The organism is Pseudomonas sp. 20P_3.2_Bac5, from assembly GCF_025466035.1.
Lineage (GTDB): Bacteria > Pseudomonadota > Gammaproteobacteria > Pseudomonadales > Pseudomonadaceae > Aquipseudomonas.
This window is the reverse complement of record NZ_JANLOA010000131.1, coordinates 18,451-33,996: the sequence shown is the minus strand read 5'-3', so window position 1 is coordinate 33,996 and position 15,546 is coordinate 18,451. Positions and strand designations below refer to the sequence as shown.

At 63.8% G+C, this 15,546-nt stretch carries 16 protein-coding genes; 11 read left to right on the top strand and 5 right to left on the bottom strand.

The features are described 5' to 3' along the window. The 8 genes from cobU to NTD88_RS26080 all read left to right on the top strand — a co-directional run bounded on the left by cobU (position 1) and on the right by NTD88_RS26080 (position 5,308). On the top strand, positions 1-522 hold the full coding sequence (cobU, locus tag NTD88_RS26115) for a bifunctional adenosylcobinamide kinase/adenosylcobinamide-phosphate guanylyltransferase (RefSeq protein ID WP_262155521.1): 522 nt from the start codon (positions 1-3) through the stop codon (positions 520-522). Next, entirely contained in the window at positions 519-1,574 is a 1,056-nt protein-coding gene (gene cobT / locus NTD88_RS26110; RefSeq protein WP_262155520.1) for a nicotinate-nucleotide--dimethylbenzimidazole phosphoribosyltransferase, read from the top strand. The genes cobU and cobT overlap by 4 nt, the downstream gene beginning before the upstream one ends. Next, positions 1,571-2,140, top strand: a complete 570-nt coding sequence (gene cobC / locus NTD88_RS26105) for an alpha-ribazole phosphatase family protein (RefSeq protein WP_262155519.1) — start codon at positions 1,571-1,573, stop codon at positions 2,138-2,140. Before cobT ends, cobC begins: the two co-directional genes overlap by 4 nt. Continuing rightward, positions 2,140-2,877 carry an adenosylcobinamide-GDP ribazoletransferase gene (locus tag NTD88_RS26100; protein ID WP_262155518.1) on the top strand — a complete coding sequence of 246 codons (738 nt, stop codon included), beginning with the start codon at positions 2,140-2,142 and terminating at the stop codon, positions 2,875-2,877. Before cobC ends, NTD88_RS26100 begins: the two co-directional genes overlap by 1 nt. Before the next feature lie 45 nt (positions 2,878-2,922). After that, positions 2,923-3,327 carry a MarR family winged helix-turn-helix transcriptional regulator gene (locus NTD88_RS26095; RefSeq protein ID WP_262155516.1) on the top strand — a complete coding sequence of 135 codons (405 nt, stop codon included), beginning with the start codon at positions 2,923-2,925 and terminating at the stop codon, positions 3,325-3,327. A gap of 62 nt (positions 3,328-3,389) precedes the next feature. Next, positions 3,390-4,598: an MFS transporter gene (locus tag NTD88_RS26090; protein ID WP_262155515.1), complete on the top strand. Its 1,209-nt coding sequence runs from the start codon at positions 3,390-3,392 to the stop codon at positions 4,596-4,598. Beyond that, positions 4,595-4,717, top strand: coding sequence for a hypothetical protein (locus NTD88_RS26085; protein ID WP_262155514.1), 123 nt, complete (start codon positions 4,595-4,597; stop codon positions 4,715-4,717). The genes NTD88_RS26090 and NTD88_RS26085 overlap by 4 nt, the downstream gene beginning before the upstream one ends. A 39-nt stretch (positions 4,718-4,756) precedes the next feature. Next, on the top strand, positions 4,757-5,308 hold the full coding sequence (locus NTD88_RS26080) for a glutathione peroxidase (protein ID WP_262155513.1): 552 nt from the start codon (positions 4,757-4,759) through the stop codon (positions 5,306-5,308). A 12-nt stretch (positions 5,309-5,320) separates the two neighbouring features. Here the strand turns inward: NTD88_RS26080 and NTD88_RS26075 are convergent, their stop codons facing one another. Next, a complete protein-coding gene (locus NTD88_RS26075; RefSeq protein WP_262155512.1) occupies positions 5,321-5,581 on the bottom strand; it encodes a DUF2798 domain-containing protein in 261 nt (86 codons plus the stop codon). A 119-nt stretch (positions 5,582-5,700) separates the two neighbouring features. Between NTD88_RS26075 and NTD88_RS26070 the strand changes: the two genes are divergently transcribed. Further along, positions 5,701-6,636, top strand: coding sequence for a LysR family transcriptional regulator (locus NTD88_RS26070; protein ID WP_262155511.1), 936 nt, complete (start codon positions 5,701-5,703; stop codon positions 6,634-6,636). A 45-nt stretch (positions 6,637-6,681) separates the two neighbouring features. Here the strand turns inward: NTD88_RS26070 and NTD88_RS26065 are convergent, their stop codons facing one another. The 3 genes from NTD88_RS26065 to NTD88_RS26055 all read right to left on the bottom strand — a co-directional run bounded on the left by NTD88_RS26065 (position 6,682) and on the right by NTD88_RS26055 (position 9,093). After that, complete coding sequence (locus NTD88_RS26065) at positions 6,682-7,968, bottom strand: OmpP1/FadL family transporter (protein ID WP_262155510.1); 1,287 nt, start codon at positions 7,966-7,968, stop codon at positions 6,682-6,684. A gap of 148 nt (positions 7,969-8,116) precedes the next feature. Beyond that, complete coding sequence (locus NTD88_RS26060) at positions 8,117-8,599, bottom strand: hypothetical protein (RefSeq protein WP_095155429.1); 483 nt, start codon at positions 8,597-8,599, stop codon at positions 8,117-8,119. Positions 8,600-8,868: 269 nt separating this feature from the next. Then, complete coding sequence (locus NTD88_RS26055) at positions 8,869-9,093, bottom strand: hypothetical protein (protein WP_095155718.1); 225 nt, start codon at positions 9,091-9,093, stop codon at positions 8,869-8,871. A 944-nt stretch (positions 9,094-10,037) separates the two neighbouring features. Between NTD88_RS26055 and NTD88_RS26050 the strand changes: the two genes are divergently transcribed. Further along, entirely contained in the window at positions 10,038-10,466 is a 429-nt protein-coding gene (locus NTD88_RS26050; protein WP_262155537.1) for a tetratricopeptide repeat protein, read from the top strand. Positions 10,467-10,524: 58 nt separating this feature from the next. Then, positions 10,525-12,039, top strand: coding sequence for a DNA recombination protein RmuC (rmuC, locus tag NTD88_RS26045; RefSeq protein ID WP_410017313.1), 1,515 nt, complete (start codon positions 10,525-10,527; stop codon positions 12,037-12,039). Here rmuC and NTD88_RS26040 read toward each other — a convergent pair. Further along, the gene (locus NTD88_RS26040; RefSeq protein ID WP_262155509.1) at positions 12,011-15,487 is read right to left on the bottom strand and encodes a hybrid sensor histidine kinase/response regulator; all 3,477 of its coding nucleotides are present in this window, start codon (positions 15,485-15,487) and stop codon (positions 12,011-12,013) included. The genes rmuC and NTD88_RS26040 overlap by 29 nt on opposite strands. Between the last annotated feature and the right edge of the window lie 59 nt (positions 15,488-15,546).

The window sequence follows — 15,546 nt, the reverse complement described above, 5'->3', positions numbered from 1 at the left end:
ATGCTCAACCTGATTCTCGGTGGCGCCCGCTCGGGCAAGAGCCGCCTGGCCGAACAGCGTGCCGCGGCCAGCGGCCTGGCGGTGACCTACATCGCTACCAGCGAACCGCTCGACGGTGAAATGAACGCCCGGGTGCAACTGCACCGCGAGCGCCGCCCCGCCGAATGGGCCCTGATCGAAGAACCCGTGGCCCTGGCCAGGGTCCTCCATGCCGAAGCCGCCAGCGACCGTTGCCTGCTGGTGGACTGCCTGACCCTGTGGCTGACCAACCTGCTGATGCTCGAAGACCCGCAGCGCCTGGCCGCCGAGCGCGACGCGCTGCTGGCCTGCCTGCCGACGCTGCCGGGCGAGATTATCCTGGTCAGCAATGAAACCGGCCTTGGCGTGGTGCCCATGGGCGAACTGACCCGGCGTTACGTCGATGAGGCCGGCTGGTTGCATCAAGCCATCGCCGAACGTTGCCAGCGCGTGGTGCTGACTGTCGCGGGCCTGCCGCTTTTCCTCAAAGGAGCCGAATCATGAGTCAAACCTGGTGGCTGAACCCTTGTCGCGCCGCCGACGAATCGGTGCGCGATGCCGCGCTGGCGCGTCAGCAACAACTGACCAAACCGGCCGGCTCCCTCGGCCGGCTGGAGCAGGTGGCGGTGAGCCTGGCCGCGTTGCAGGGGCGGCTGAAGCCGGCGCTGGAACAGGTCTGGATCAGCATTTTCGCTGGCGATCACGGGGTGGTGGCCGAAGGTATTTCCGCTTATCCGCAGGAAGTGACCGGGCAGATGCTGCTGAATTTCGTCAGCGGTGGCGCGGCCATCAGCGTGCTTGCCCGGCAACTGGACGCGCGGCTGGAGGTGGTCGATCTCGGCACGGTGAACCTGGCGCTGGATCTGCCTGGCGTGCGCCATCTGCGCATCGCCCCCGGCACTGCCAACTTCGCCCGCGAGCCGGCGATGACCGACGAGCAGGGCCGGCAGGCGTTGCAAGCGGGGCGCGACAGCGCGTTGCGTGCGGTCGAGGCGGGTGCGCGGCTGTTTATCGGTGGAGAAATGGGCATCGGCAACACCACCGCCGCCAGCGCCCTGGCTTGCGCCTTGCTCGGTTGCCCGGCGACCGAACTGAGCGGGCCGGGCACCGGCCTGGATGCGGCGGGCGTGCGGCACAAGGCGGCAGTGATCGAGGCGGCGCTGAAGCGTCATGCCGAGGTCAATGGCGATCCGTTGCAGGCGCTGTTCCATGTCGGCGGCCTGGAAATCGCGGCGCTGGTCGGCGCTTATCTGGCCTGCGCTCAGGAAGGCGTGGCGGTGCTGGTGGACGGGTTTATCTGCACCGTGGCGGCGTTGGTGGCGGTGCGGATCAATCCGTCCTGCCGCGAGTGGCTGTTCTTTGGTCATCGCGGTGCCGAGCCGGGCCATCGCCGCGTGCTGGTGGAGCTGGGCGGCGAGCCGCTGCTGGAACTGGGCCTGCGCCTGGGCGAGGGCAGTGGCGCGGCGCTGGCGGTGCCGCTGCTGCGCCTGGCCTGCGACCTGCACGGGCAGATGGCGACATTCGCCGAAGCCGCGGTGGCGGACCGTCCGGCATGATCCTCGACCTCCTGCGGCACGGCGAAACCGAACTGGGCGGCGGCTTTCGCGGCAGCCTTGATGACGCCTTGACTGAGCAGGGTTGGGCGCAGATGCACGCTGCGGTGTCCGAGGCCGGGCCTTGGGATCAACTGGTGAGTTCGCCGTTGCAGCGCTGCGCGCGGTTTGCCGAGGTGCTGGCGGAGCGTCTGGACCTGCCGCTGGCGCTGGATCCGGGGCTTCAGGAGCTGCATTTCGGTGATTGGGAAGGACGTAGCGCCCTCGACCTGATGCAGGACCACGAACAGGCGCTGGGCCAGTTCTGGGCTGACCCCTACGGTTTCACCCCGCCGGGGGGCGAGCCGGTGGACGCGTTTTCCACGCGGGTGCTGGCCGCGTTGGAGCGGTTGCAATTGGCTTATGCCGGTCAGCGGGTGTTGCTGGTGACGCATGGCGGGGTCATGCGCCAGTTGCTGGCGCGCGCCCGTGGGTTGCCCCGTGAGCAGTTGTTGCAGGTGCAGGTCGGCCATGGTGCGCTGCATCGGCTGGATGTCGAGGCGGGTGGCCGGTTGCGGGAGATCTGCTGATGTTGCCATTCTGGATCGCCTTGCAGTTCCTCAGCAGCCTGCCGGTGACCTTGCCGGGCATGCCATCGCCCCAGCAGAACGGGCGGTCGCTGCTCTTCTATCCGTTGGTGGGGCTGTTGTTCGGTGTGCTGCTCTGGGGCTTGAACACCGTGTTGGCCGGCAGCCCGCCGCTGTTGCATGCGGCGCTGCTGCTGAGTGCCTGGGTCGCCTTGAGCGGTGGCCTGCACCTGGACGGGCTGGCCGATAGCGCCGATGCCTGGCTGGGTGGTTTCGGCGATCGCGAGCGCACGCTGACCATCATGAAGGACCCGCGTAGCGGGCCGATTGCGGTGGTCACGCTGGTGTTGGTGCTGCTGCTCAAGTTCTGCGCGTTGCTGGCCCTGATCGAGACGGGGCAGGGCGCACTGCTGTTGCTCGCACCCGTGATAGGGCGGGCGGCGATGCTGGCGCTGTTTCTCCATACGCCGTATGTGCGGCCCGGCGGGCTCGGCCAGGCGTTGGCCGAACACCTGCCGCGTCGTGGCGCGACTTGGATGTTGTTGCTGAGTGGCGCGGGTTGTCTGCTCATGGGCGGCGGGGCGGCGGCAGTGGCATTGCTGGCGGCGGGGCTGGCCTTTTTCGCCTTGCGTCGCTCGATGATGCGACGACTGGGCGGCACCACCGGCGATACCGCTGGCGCCTTGCTGGAGTTGCTGGAAACGGTGGTTTTGTTGAGCCTTGCCCTGGGGCTCGGCTGAAATGTTTTGTTGCGTTTGTCGAGATGCGGGTATATACACGCTTTCATGTTGACCGGTATTTGCATCTGCACTCATCTGCGTCGCGCTGCCCGTGGGGTGAGCCGGCATTACGACGAAGCCCTCGAAGGCTTCGGCATCAATGTCGCCCAGTTTTCCCTGCTGCGGCACCTGCAACGCCTCGACAAGCCGAGTATTTCGTCTTTGGCCGACGCCATGGGCCTGGACCGCAGCACCCTGGGCCGCAACCTCAAGGTGTTGCAGGCTGACGGTTTGGTGGCCATGACCGAGGGCGATGACTTGCGCCATCGCCTGGTGTTGCTCACCGAACAGGGCAAGGCCCGCTTGCAGGCCGCCGAACCCGCGTGGGAGCAGGCTCAGGAACGGCTGGTGGACACCCTGGGTGAAACGCAGCGCGATGAGCTGGTCCGCTTGCTGAAACAGTTGGCCTGAGTTTTAACGACCTTAAGCGGGTATATACCCGCAAATAATTTCCGGCACAGGAGAGAAGAACAATGACATCCGTATGGCGAACCAGTGGCTGGCTGTTGCTGGGCGCGGCGCTGATCCTGGCGTTGTCGCTGGGCGTGCGACACGGCTTCGGCCTGTTCTTGGCGCCGATGAGTGCCGAATTCGGCTGGGGCCGCGGCGTCTTCGCCTTTGCCATCGCCTTGCAGAACCTGGTCTGGGGCCTGGCCCAGCCTTTCGCCGGAGCTTTGGCTGATCGGTTGGGCGCGGCGAAAGTGGTGGTCATCGGCGGCATCCTTTATGCCTGTGGCCTGGTGCTGATGGGCATGTCGGACTCGCCTGTCACGCTGTCCCTCAGTGCCGGCTTGCTGATCGGTATCGGCCTGTCCGGCACCTCGTTCTCGGTGATCCTCGGTGTGGTTGGTCGCGCCGTACCCCCTGAAAAACGCAGCATGGCCATGGGTATCGCCAGCGCTGCCGGCTCGTTCGGCCAGTTCGCCATGCTTCCCGGCACCCTCGGTTTGATCAACTGGTTGGGCTGGTCGCTGGCGTTGCTGGCGCTGGGCCTGATGGTGGCGTTCATCGTGCCGCTGGTGAGCATGCTCAAGGACCGTCCGTTGCCGGCCCAGGGTCATGAACAGACCCTCGGCGAGGCCCTGCGCGAAGCCTGTTCGCACACGGGTTTCTGGCTGTTGGCGCTGGGCTTCTTCGTGTGCGGTTTCCAGGTGGTGTTCATCGGCGTGCACCTGCCGGCGTACCTGGTGGACCAGCACCTGCCGGCGACCACCGGGACCACGGTGCTGGCGCTGGTCGGGCTGTTCAATATCGTCGGCACCTACACCGCCGGCTGGCTTGGCGGGCGGATGTCCAAGCCGCGCCTGCTGGCCGGGCTGTACCTGCTGCGCAGCGTGGTCATCGTGCTGTTCCTCTGGGCGCCGATCACCACGTTCAGCGCCTACCTGTTCGGTATCGCCATGGGCCTGCTGTGGCTGTCCACCGTGCCACTGACCAACGGCACCGTGGCGACCCTGTTCGGCGTGCGCAACCTGTCGATGCTCGGCGGGATCGTCTTCCTCTTCCATCAACTCGGTGCCTTCCTGGGTGGCTGGCTGGGCGGGGTGGTCTATGACCAGACCGGTAACTACGATCTGGTCTGGCAGATTTCCATTGTGCTCAGCCTGCTGGCGGCGGCATTGAACTGGCCGGTGCGCGAGCGCCCGGTGGCGCGTTTGCAAGCCTCGGCGGGGGCGGCGTGAGCCGCTACGGTCTGTGGCTGGGCGGGCTGTCGCTGGCAACCCTGTTGCTGGCGCTGGCCTGGTGGGGCTGGCAGCGCGGCGGCCTGGCGTTGATGCAGTTGGGCATGGGCGTCTGTTAGGCGTAGGCTGACGGTTCGCACCCCAAAAGGAGAACCTTCATGCACGTACGCCGCCTGTTGATTGCCTCACTCCTGCTCGGCTTCAGTGGTTTCGCTCTGGCCGATGGCTGCCCGGCCTTGCTCCAGGGCGAATTGCCGAAACTGCGCGCCAAGGAGCGGATCGATCTGTGCGAGCAGTTCGCCGGCAAGCCGCTGGTGGTGGTCAACACCGCCAGCTATTGCGGTTTCGCCCCGCAGTTCGAAGGGCTCGAGGCGGTCTACAAGGAGTACCACGGGCAGGGGCTGGAAATGCTCGGCGTGCCGTCCAATGACTTCAAGCAGGAAGACGCCGACAGCGAGAAGACCGCCAAGGTCTGCTACGCCAACTACGGCGTGACCTTCACCATGACCGAGCCGCAGCGGGTGCGCGGCGCCGATGCCACGCCGCTGTTTCGCGAGCTGGCGCAGCAGAGCAGCGCGCCGAAATGGAATTTCTACAAATACGTGGTCGACCGCCAGGGCAAGGTGGTGGCCAATTTCTCCAGCCTGACCAAGCCGGATGATCCGGATTTCAAGGCAGCCATCGAAAAAGCCATCGCCTCCCGGCCCTGATGCGGCGCGGGATCATTTCGGCGGGTGAACAGTCCACGACACCAGCTTGATCACGATTGGCCGGACTACCAGCACGCAGACGAACGCGACCGGCATGGCCAGTTGATAGGCCCGCAGCACATTGCCCAGGTAATGCTCGTTGACACCGCTGTTGGCGGCGGTGATCACGAAGCACATCAGCATGGCCATGATGGACGACATATAGAACGCGAAGACGTACGGGGTGGCGCGAACGCCGAGTTTCGGACGGCGGGTGACGGCGGATGAAGTCATGAATGCTCCTCGAAGGATTCAGTTGAGTGGGCGCAGGTTAACAAGGCATTCGCGGCGCAAGTAGACGGGCAGGTCTTAGGTCTTTATAAAGAGAACCTTACGAATTCCGGAGATTGCCCTTGAACCTGCTGGGCCTGATCAAGAGCTTCATCAAGGTGGTCGAGGCCGGTAGCATCGCTGGCGGCGCCCGCAGTCTCGGCTTGAGTGCGGCCGCGGTCAGCCAGAATATCGCCCGTCTCGAAGCGCACCTGCAGGTCCGCCTGCTGGCCCGCACCACTCGCAGCATGGTGCTGACTGCGAGCGGTACGCTCTATTACGAGAAAGTCCGGCATATCGAACGCGACCTCGAAGAAGCACAACAGGCCGTGACCACCGTGGATAGCGAGCCTCAAGGCCGCCTGTGCATTTCCACTTCCTCGGCGTTCGGCCGTCACGTGCTGGGGCGGTTGATTCCTAATTTCAGCGCGCTGTATCCGCGCCTTTCGATTGAATTGCTTACGAGTGACAACAAAGTCGACCACGCCCGCCAGGGTGTGGATGTGAGTATCCGCATCACCCCGCAGCTTGAAGACGGCTTGCTGGCGCGACACGTCGCCCAAGTGCCGTTTGTCTGTTGCGCATCCCCTGGCTACCTGGCGCGCGAGGGCTGGCCGCAAAGTCCGGAAGAGCTGAAGCAGCGCCGTTGCCTGGTGTTCCGCTACCCGGTGGATGGGCGCTTCCTGCGCTGGGGCTTCGTGCGCGATGGTTTGCGCTTCGATGCCGAGTTCGGCGATGTGCTGATCAGCGACGATATCGACGTCCTGGCCCAGATGGCTGCCCGCGACGGCGGCGTGACCCGGCTCGCCGAGTTCGTCGCCCGGCCTTATATCGAGCGCGGGGAACTGGTGCGGTTGTTCGAAGACAAGGGGGGTGAGCAGGCCTACGCCCAGACCGAGCCGATGGACATCTACCTGTGCGTCACCGACCGTTTGGCGATGACGCCGAAAGTGCGCGCGTTCCAGGCGTTTCTTCAGGCGAATCTGGGCGACGAGTGGAAGGTCAAATCGCACCCATGAAAAAACCGCCACGAGGGCGGTTTCTTCATACAGCCAGAAGCGAAATCAGAAGCGGTAGGTCAGGGACGCGCCCACGCCGTGTGCACTGTTTTCGTAGGTGGCGCGGTACGAGCCCTTGAAGTGCGCAGGGTCGGTCGGCGACGTGGTCTGATTGATCTTCGCGTCTTCTTCCCACAGGTAGGAGTAGGCGACGTCGATGGTCATGTCGTCATTCGGGCTCCAGCCGGCGCCGAGGCTGAAGATCTTGCGATCGCCAGTCGGAATGCGCGGCGAGCGGTTGACGTTGTTGGTCGGCGACTGGTCGACGGTGAAGCCGGTGCGCAGTACCCATTCCTTGTTCAGCTTGTAGGAAGCACCGATGGCGTGTGCCCAGGTGTCATGCCAGTCCTGCTCTTCGCTGATCTGGCCGAGGGTTGGCGCCAGGGCCGCCGGCACGCCTTCGTTGTTGACGGTGATGGCTTCCAAGCGGCTCCAGCGGGTCCAGGTGCTGCCCGCGTAGATCGTCCACTGGTCGTCCAGCTCGTGGGTAACCGAGAAGTCCACCGACTCAGGGGTCTTGATCTTCAGCGAGGCGTCGTACTTGGAGCCGCTCAGCGGGCCAAAGCCGGAACCCTGGATCTTGGTGTCGCCTTCGAGCTTGTAGTCGACCATCGAGTGGTAGGTCAGGCCGACGCGGGTGCTGTCGGTGGCCTGCACCAGGATGCCGATGTTGTAGCCGATAGCGGTGTCGTCACCGGAAATCTTCACCTTGCCGTCGTTGCGGCCCAGGGTTGCGCGGTTCAGCGCAGCAGATTCCAGGGCGCCTTCGATACGGTTGATGGTCGGACCGAAGCCGATCGAGACCTTGTCGTTGAAGGCGTAGCTGATGGTTGGCTGCAGGGTGACGACTTGCACTTCGGACTTGCTCCCGAAGTAACGGCCGGCAAAGCCGTTTTCATAGTCGGTCAGCAGGCCGAACGGCACGTACATGCCGAAGCCGAAGCTCCAGTGGTCGTCGATCGGCTTGACGTAGTAGCCCATCGGGACGCCAACCACGGGAACCATGTCGCCGTCATTGCTGCCACCGAAGGTGCCGCTTGCGTGCTTGATATCTGTCTTGGCAATGACGGCGGCGCCGCCAACGGTGACTTGTTCACGTTTCAGGCGCGACATGCCGGCAGGGTTGCCAAACACGGTGCTGGCGTCGTCGGCAGAAGAAGAACGGCCCGCGAAACCGGTGCCCATGCCGCTGATGCTCTGTTCGTTGAGCGCGAAACCGCTGGCAAACAGGTTGGAAGAGGCCAGGGCAACGGCAAGACTGAGGGTGGTTTTGATGAGTGTGACTTTTTTCATTATTAGAAACTCCAGGGGATCACCGGGGCGCAAATTACCAACATTTTCCTACATGCGCTATAGGCTGTATCGCCGGAGATAGAGCGGTTTTGTAGGACAATCCGACCATAGTTGGCAATTCTTTCCGTTTGCTGATGTCGTTATTTTCCTAACATGCCTGACGTTCCAATGGCGTGATGCACGCCTGCCAGGCCCGGGTGAAGTCGCGCAGCCGGCCCTGTGGCTGAAATATCTGGCGCCATATTTTCGCCATGCCGAGCAGATCATCGGCATCGGGTAATCGAGGCGCCTGTTCTTCGATCAGCATCCAGGCAATGGCAGTCGCGTAACGGAGGTTGACTGTCAGTTCCAGGTGCGGGCCATTGAGAAAGGCATGTTGACTAGCCAGACCACGCACGAGGCTGGCCAGTTCCGGGTCGCGGGCGAGAAAGTGATCCCAGATGGATTGGTGACGCAGTTCGGCGATGCGGTAGAGGCCATGGCCGCGACGATCGTGGAGGGCGGCGCCGAGGGCTGACTGGCTGGCCGCTACGCCCAGTAGCAGGGCTTCGGCGCTGGGGCAGTGACGGTCCAGATAGATCAGGGTCGGACGGATCACGTATTGGCTCAACTCGCTCGCGGCGATACCCATAATGCCCTCGAACTGGAAAGTGGCCGGCGGGACGCTGGTGCTTGGCAGCAGGTGGTCGGGGGTCAGGCCCGCCGGAAGCGGACAGGGCCGCTTGAGTTGAAGTGTAGTGTCATATTTGCGCTGTAAAGGGCTGTTTTTAAATCATTTCCGGCTTTTCGTTATAGGTCATATGCCGTTAGGTACTTAAAAAACAGGGGTGTTTCGAGGGTGCCGGAACGGCTATGCGGATAGCAAAAGCCCCTCGAATGAGGGGCTTGGGCGTGTGTCCATCAGGCGACGAGCGCCTGACGGGTCCGGTCGATGACCGCTTGCAGCGGTTCGGCACCGGTGTATTGGTCGGGATACAGGCGCTCGCTGTGTTGAGCGATACCGTTTTCGTCGACCAGGGTGAAGCTGAAGCTGTTCTTGCGCGAGGCGAGAATGATGCAGTTCAGTGGCGCAAAAGCCTGGGATAGGGTGCGAATGGCAGCCTGAGTACGGGTGTTTTGATTCATCATTATTGGAAGTTCCTGCATGAGATACGGCAAGTTTGAGCCGTATATATTTCAAACGTTCCAGTAACGCTGGCCTTTAATGAGGCGATGCGGAGAACCTGACTGGAACAGGGCAGCCAGTGATGAGCGCAATAAAAAGTGGCGCCTGGGCTGACTGGTAGGTACTTCAGAAGACGGGCAACACACCAGGGCAGGGTTCTGCGCCTCTGGGTGAGGATCCTGTTCAATCTGCTTTTTGGCTCGGCAGGGCGGGTATGGATTTGCCTGGGGAGCTTTCGAGTGGCGGGTCCTGTTTCAGCAGGATGGCCCTGAAGAGTGGGCGATGCTGCAAGGACCGCTTTTGCCAGAATGAGTTTCAGCTTGGTACTAACGGCGGCAAGAGTATCGGGCTCGCCTGGGATTGGCAAGCTTTTTTATCTTTCGTCCGGCGAGCCGAGCATTATGTCCACTTTGCTGGTCGCTGTGAAGCCCCGCTTCTTGACGCGAATCGCTGTGATGGTGCAGTGAGCCGCCTCGCTTTGGGGCGCTTGTACACACTTGGAGCGACCTGTGTCACAACGCTGTAACAGCCTGAGATACGCCTGCCATTGACTTGCTCGAACGGACAAGTCAATGAAAAAAAACACTTTTTTGAGCTGGTGAAAAAATCGACAGTTTGACTGGGAGCCCCATTCCACCGGGGTTTGCGGGGTGTCAGGGGCGGTTGTCCACCGAGTTATCCACAGCTTCTGTGGATTGTCCCGAGCGGTTGCTCTAGGACGGGCGTGCTAGCTTGTCGGAAGCTGTCCGACAATTTTCCTTGGGCGTAGTACTGGCTAAAAAATCACCTAAGAAAGGTCAAGAAAAAACTTCAGCGGAATCGAAAAAAACTTCAGAAATGAGCCGGGCGATCGTCGGAAAAATCGGGTAGAGTGCGCGCCCCAAGAAATGCCTTGCCTGTTTTTATGAAGTTTCGCGGTAAATCCTCAGACTCCAATCCTTCGTCATCGTCCGTTCCCGAGCCTCGGCGTTTCTCGCTGAGGGTTGCCCTGTGGCTGCTGGACAGCCCGCGGCTGGGTGACAAACCCCAGGTCAAGCATTTTGCCGGTCGCCTGCTCAAGCAGCCGGCCCGCGAAGGCGTGGTGGTGGCGCAAAGCCGTTTGGGCCAGATGCTCTGCCGCGATTGCGGCAATGCCCGCGACCGGCGTATCGGTCATGAGCTGCTGCGCCAGGCGGCCCGGGCCGGTGACCGACGGGCGCAACTGGAGTACGGCCGGCTCTGCAGCCAGCCCGAAGTCAACGAGCCGGAACAGGCCCGTCACTGGCTTGAACAGGCCGCGGCCAAGGGCTCGGCAGAAGCCAGCCGCCTGCTGGGGCAACTGCCGCGCGGCTGAGTGCTGCACCGCGCTCGGGTGCTGTTAAGCTCTGCGGGACTTTTTTCCGGGGGTGAGCATGTTGTCGATGGCTGCAATCGATCTGGCCAGTGTGATGCTGGGTGTGGTGCTGACCCTGGTGCCGTCGGGCCTGCTGCTGTTGCGTTGGCAGCGCCAGCAGACGGAGCGCCAGGCCCTGGCGATTCTGCACGAGGAGCGCCTGAATAGCGCGCTACTGGCCCAGGAAGGCCTGCAGGCGCAATTGGACGCCAGCCGTGACGAGATCAGCGACCTCAGCCAGGCCAACGCGGTCAAACAGGCCAATCTCGCCGCCCAGGCCCGCGAACTGGACCTGCTGCAGATCGACCGCGACAACGCGCGCGATGCCGCCCACGCCTGGAACCTTGAACGCAGCGCCCGCGAAGCCGAGCTGCGCCACCTCGATGCCCGCTGCGCCGCCCTTGACGCCGAGCTGCGCGAGCAGCAGGACAGCCACCAGCAACGCCTGAATGACCTGCAAGGCTCGCGGGACGAATTGCGTGCGCAGTTCGCGGAAATGGCCACGCGCATCTTCGACGAGCGCGAACAGCGTTTCGCCCAGACCAGCCAGCAGCACCTCGGGCAGTTGCTCGATCCGCTCAAGGAGCGCATCCAGGCCTTCGAAAAACGGGTGGAAGAAAGCTACCAGCAGGAAGCGCGCGAGCGTTTCTCGCTGGGCAAGGAGCTGGAGCGCCTGCAACAACTCAACCTGCGCCTGAGCGACGAGGCAACCAACCTGACCCAGGCCCTCAAGGGGCAGAAAACCCAAGGCAACTGGGGCGAACTGATTCTGGAGCGGGTGTTGGAACATGCCGGCCTGGAGAAGGGCCGCGAGTACCAGACCCAGGTCAGCCTGAAAAGCGCCGATGGCGAGCGTTTCCAGCCGGACGTGCTGATTTTCCTGCCGGACGACAAGCAGGTCGTGGTGGACTCCAAGGTCAGCCTGACCGCCTATCAGCAGTTCGTCGCCGCCACCGAAGACGATGTCGCCCAAGCCGCATTGAAGCAGCACGTGCACTCGTTGCGCAGCCACATCAAAGGCTTGTCCAGCAAGGACTACAGCCGCCTTGAAGGTTTGCGCAGCCTGGATTTCGTTCTGCTGTTCGTGCCGATCGAAGCGGCATTTTCGGCGGCGTTGCAGGCCGAGCCGACGCTGTTTCAGGAAGCCTTCGACCGGCAGATCGTGGTCGTCAGCCCGACCACGCTGCTGGCCACTTTGCGGGTTATCGACAGCCTGTGGAAACAGGAGCGGCAGAGCCAGAACGCCAAGGAAATCGCCGAGCGCGCCGGCTGGCTGTACGACAAGTTCGTGCTGTTCATCCAGGACCTGGACGAACTCGGCAGTCGCTTGCAACAGGTCGACAAGGCTTACGCGGCGGCGCGCAACAAACTCTGCGAGGGGCGCGGCAACCTGATCAGCCGCAGCGAGCAGCTCAAGCTGCTCGGCGCCCGGGCCAGCAAGAGCCTGCCGACCGACCTGCTGGAGCGAGCCATGCAGGCCGGCGACAACCCGGCCAACGATCTGCTTACTGCACCAGGCTCAGATGGCGATTGAGCAGGGCGCGCAAGGCTGCCGGCTTGACCGGCTTGCTCAGGTAGTCGAGGCCCGCGGCATGCACCTTGGCCACGGTCTCGCCGTGCCCGTCGGCGCTGATCACCACGCCGGGCACCGGCTCGCCGAGGCGGGTGCGTAGCCAGGCCATCAATTCCGTCCCCACCTCGCCGTCGTCCAGGTGATAGTCCACCAACGCCAGGTGCGGGCGCAGGCCCTTGTCCAGCAATGCGGCGCATTCCTCCCGGTTGCGCGCGGTGGAGACCTGGCAGCCCCAGCGACTGAGCAGGCTGTTCATGCCGATCAGGATGCTGTCTTCGTTATCCACGCACAGCACTTGCAGGCCCGCCAGCGGCTGGCCGGCCTGTTCCGGCGTCTTCACCGGCTCGATAGCCCGCTCACTGGCCAGCGGCACCTTGACCCGGAACACGCTGCCCTTGCCGGTCCATGACTGCACCTCCAGCGGATGGCCGAGCACCTTGCACAGACCGTCGGCGATCGCCAGGCCCAGGCCGAGGCCTTTTTCGGCGCGGGTCTGGTGGCTGTCCAGGCGTTTGAATTCTTCGAAGATCACTTGCAGCTTGTCGTCAGCGATGCCCGGCCCGCGGTCCCAGACCTCCAGCCACAGGTGGTCCTTGTGGCGGCGCACGCCCAGCAGGATCGGGCTCTTGCCGTAGCGGAAGGCGTTGGTGAGGAAATTCTGCAAGATACGCCGCAGCAGCTTCATGTCGCTGTTCACCCGCAGGCGGCTGCCGCGCAGGCGGAAATCCAGGCCCTGTTCGCGGGCCAGCACCTTGAACTCGGCGCCGAGGGTGTCGAACAGTTCGCTGAGGGCGAAGGGCTTGGCGTCCGGGGTGATCTTGCCGTTTTCCAGGCGCGAGATATCCAGCAGGTCGCTGATCAGTTCTTCCGCCGAGCGCAGCGAGCTGTCCATGTGCAGGACCAGTTGCTGGGCCTCGCCGGACAGGCCCTCGGCCTGGTGCGACAGTGCCGCCGAGAACAGTCGCGCGGCGTTCAGCGGCTGCATCAGGTCGTGGCTGACCGCAGCGAGGAATCGGGTCTTGGACTTGTTCGCCGCCTCGGCGTGGCTCTTGGCTTCGGTCAGCGCCAGGTTCAGTTGCGACAGCTCGCGGGTGCGCTCGGCGACCCGTTGTTCGAGGCTTTCGTTGGAGTCCTTGAGCGCTTGTTCGGCTTCGCGGAACGGGGTGATGTCGGTAAAGCTCATGACGAAACCGCCGCCCGGCATCGGGTTGCCGATCAGCTCGATGACCCGGCCGTTGGGGAACAGCCGCTCGGAGGTATGCGCGCGGCCCTGGCGCATCCAGTGCAGGCGCCGGGCAACGTGAACCTGCGCTTCGCCGGGGCCGCACAGGCCGCGTTCGGCGTTGTAGCGAATGATGTCGGCAATCGGCCGGCCAACGCTGATCAGCCCGTCCGGGTAGTTGAACAGCTCAAGATAGCGGCGGTTCCACGCCACCAGGCGCAACGACTGGTCGACCACGCTGATGCCCTGGCTGATGTTCTCGATGGCGCCTTGCAGCAGCGCGCGGTTGAACTGCAGCACCTCCGAGGCTTCGTCGGCGATGCGCACTACGTCTTCGAGCTGCATGTCGCGGCCTTCGATGGCCGCCTTGACCACCGCGCGGGTCGAGGACGTGCCCAGCACGCCGGCGAGCAGGCGCTCGGTGTGTTCGATCCACTCGCCGTCGGCATTCTGGTTGGGGTTGAAGCCTTTGCCCTGGCGGTAGGCGAAGCGGATGAAGCTCTGCCGTGCACGTTCCTCGCCGACAAAGCGCGCGGCGAGGTGCAGCAGGTCATCGATCTGCACCGCCAGCAGCGACCGGTTGCTCGGCCGCGCGCTGCTTTGTTGGCCGATGAAACGCCCGGCCTGCCAGTGCTCGGTGACCCGGGTCCGCGACAGCACCGAGACCCAGGCGAACACGGTGAAGTTACCGGCCAGCGACAGCACCACGCCTTGGGTCAGCGGGGTGATCGGCAGGTCCAGCGGGTTGCCGTGCAGCCACGCCAGGCCGGGGAATAGCTCCAGCGACCAGCCCAGGCTATGGGCGGCGATCGGTAGCACCAGGGTGTAGAACCAGAGGAAGGTGCCGGTGGCGAGACCGGCGAACACGCCGCGCCGGTTGGCCTGTTTCCAGTACAGCGCGCCGAGCATGGCCGGGGTCAGTTGGGTGACCGCGGCGAAGGCGATCTGGCCGATGGTCGCCAGGCTCGCCGTCGAACCGAGCAAGCGGTAGCTGACATACGCCAGCAGCAGGATGACCACGATGGTCACCCGGCGCACCGTGAGCATCCAGTGGCGGAACGCTTCGAACGGACGCTCGGCGTTGTTGCGGCGCAGCAGCCAGGGCAGCAGCATGTCGTTGGACACCATGGTCGACAGCGCCACGGCCTCGACGATGACCATGCCGGTAGCGGCCGAAGCACCGCCGATAAACGCCAGCAGGGCCAGGCTCGGATGGGCCTCGGCCAATGGCAGGCTGATGACGAAGGAGTCGGAAATCACCGTGCCGGGCAGCAGCATTTGTCCGGCCAGGGCAATCGGCACCACGAACAGTGCGGCCAGAACCAGGTACATCGGAAACACCCAGCGGGCCATGCGCATGTCCTGCGGCTCGATGTTCTCCACTACGGTGACCTGGAACTGCCTGGGCAGGCAGATGATCGCCATCATCGCCACCCCGGTCTGCACCACCATCGACGGCCAGTTGATGGTCTCTTGCCAGTAGGCGTCCAGCGCCGGCGAGGCCTTGGCCTGGCTGAACAGGTCGTCGAAACCGTCATACAGGTTGAACACCACGAAGGCGCCGACGGCGAGGAAGGCCAGCAGCTTGACGATGGCTTCGAAGGCGATGGCCAGGACCATGCCGCGGTGGTGCTCGGTAACGTCGAGACTGCGGGTGCCGAAGACGATGGAGAACAGCGCCAGCACCAGCGACACCACCAGCGCGGTGTCTTGCACCCGGCTGCCGGTGGCGTCGGCGTTGGCGCCGATCAGCAGGTTGACGCCGAGGACGATGCCTTTCAGTTGCAGGGCAATATAGGGCAGCACGCCGACCAGGCAGATCAGCGCGACCACCACCGCGAGCGCCTGCGATTTGCCGTAGCGGGCGGCGATGAAGTCGGCGATGGAGGTGATGTTTTCCTGTTTGCTGATCGCCACCATCTTCTGCAGCACCCAGGGCGCGAAGATCATCAGCAGCACCGGCCCGAGGTAGATCGGCAGGAACGCCCAGAGTTGTTCGGCGGCCTGGCCGACCGCGCCGAAGAACGTCCAGCTGGTGCAGTACACCGCCAGCGACAGGCTGTAGACCCACGCGCGCAGGCGCGGCGGCAGCGGGGTGCTGCGACGGTCACCGTAGAAGGCGATAGCGAACATGATGGCCATATAGGCCAGGGCGACCACCGCGATCAGCCCGCTGGACAACGACATGACAACTCCGAACAAAAAATGAGCTGGCCGGCATGGCAGACGGCGAGCCTCGATCAATC

What these genes read in the sequence shown, in the direction of transcription:
- NTD88_RS26060 (WP_095155429.1), bottom strand. Translation starts at nt 8,599, where the DNA reads ATGGGTATCGCCGCGAGCGAGTTGAGCCAATACGTGATCCGTCCGACC.
- NTD88_RS26080 (WP_262155513.1), top strand. Translation starts at nt 4,757, where the DNA reads ATGCACGTACGCCGCCTGTTGATTGCCTCACTCCTGCTCGGCTTCAGT.
- NTD88_RS26065 (WP_262155510.1), bottom strand. Translation starts at nt 7,968, where the DNA reads ATGAAAAAAGTCACACTCATCAAAACCACCCTCAGTCTTGCCGTTGCC.
- cobU (WP_262155521.1), top strand. Translation starts at nt 1, where the DNA reads ATGCTCAACCTGATTCTCGGTGGCGCCCGCTCGGGCAAGAGCCGCCTG.
- NTD88_RS26040 (WP_262155509.1), bottom strand. Translation starts at nt 15,487, where the DNA reads ATGTCGTTGTCCAGCGGGCTGATCGCGGTGGTCGCCCTGGCCTATATG.
- NTD88_RS26050 (WP_262155537.1), top strand. Translation starts at nt 10,038, where the DNA reads ATGAAGTTTCGCGGTAAATCCTCAGACTCCAATCCTTCGTCATCGTCC.
- cobC (WP_262155519.1), top strand. Translation starts at nt 1,571, where the DNA reads ATGATCCTCGACCTCCTGCGGCACGGCGAAACCGAACTGGGCGGCGGC.
- NTD88_RS26100 (WP_262155518.1), top strand. Translation starts at nt 2,140, where the DNA reads ATGTTGCCATTCTGGATCGCCTTGCAGTTCCTCAGCAGCCTGCCGGTG.
- rmuC (WP_410017313.1), top strand. Translation starts at nt 10,525, where the DNA reads ATGTTGTCGATGGCTGCAATCGATCTGGCCAGTGTGATGCTGGGTGTG.
- cobT (WP_262155520.1), top strand. Translation starts at nt 519, where the DNA reads ATGAGTCAAACCTGGTGGCTGAACCCTTGTCGCGCCGCCGACGAATCG.
- NTD88_RS26095 (WP_262155516.1), top strand. Translation starts at nt 2,923, where the DNA reads ATGTTGACCGGTATTTGCATCTGCACTCATCTGCGTCGCGCTGCCCGT.
- NTD88_RS26075 (WP_262155512.1), bottom strand. Translation starts at nt 5,581, where the DNA reads ATGACTTCATCCGCCGTCACCCGCCGTCCGAAACTCGGCGTTCGCGCC.
- NTD88_RS26090 (WP_262155515.1), top strand. Translation starts at nt 3,390, where the DNA reads ATGACATCCGTATGGCGAACCAGTGGCTGGCTGTTGCTGGGCGCGGCG.
- NTD88_RS26055 (WP_095155718.1), bottom strand. Translation starts at nt 9,093, where the DNA reads ATGAATCAAAACACCCGTACTCAGGCTGCCATTCGCACCCTATCCCAG.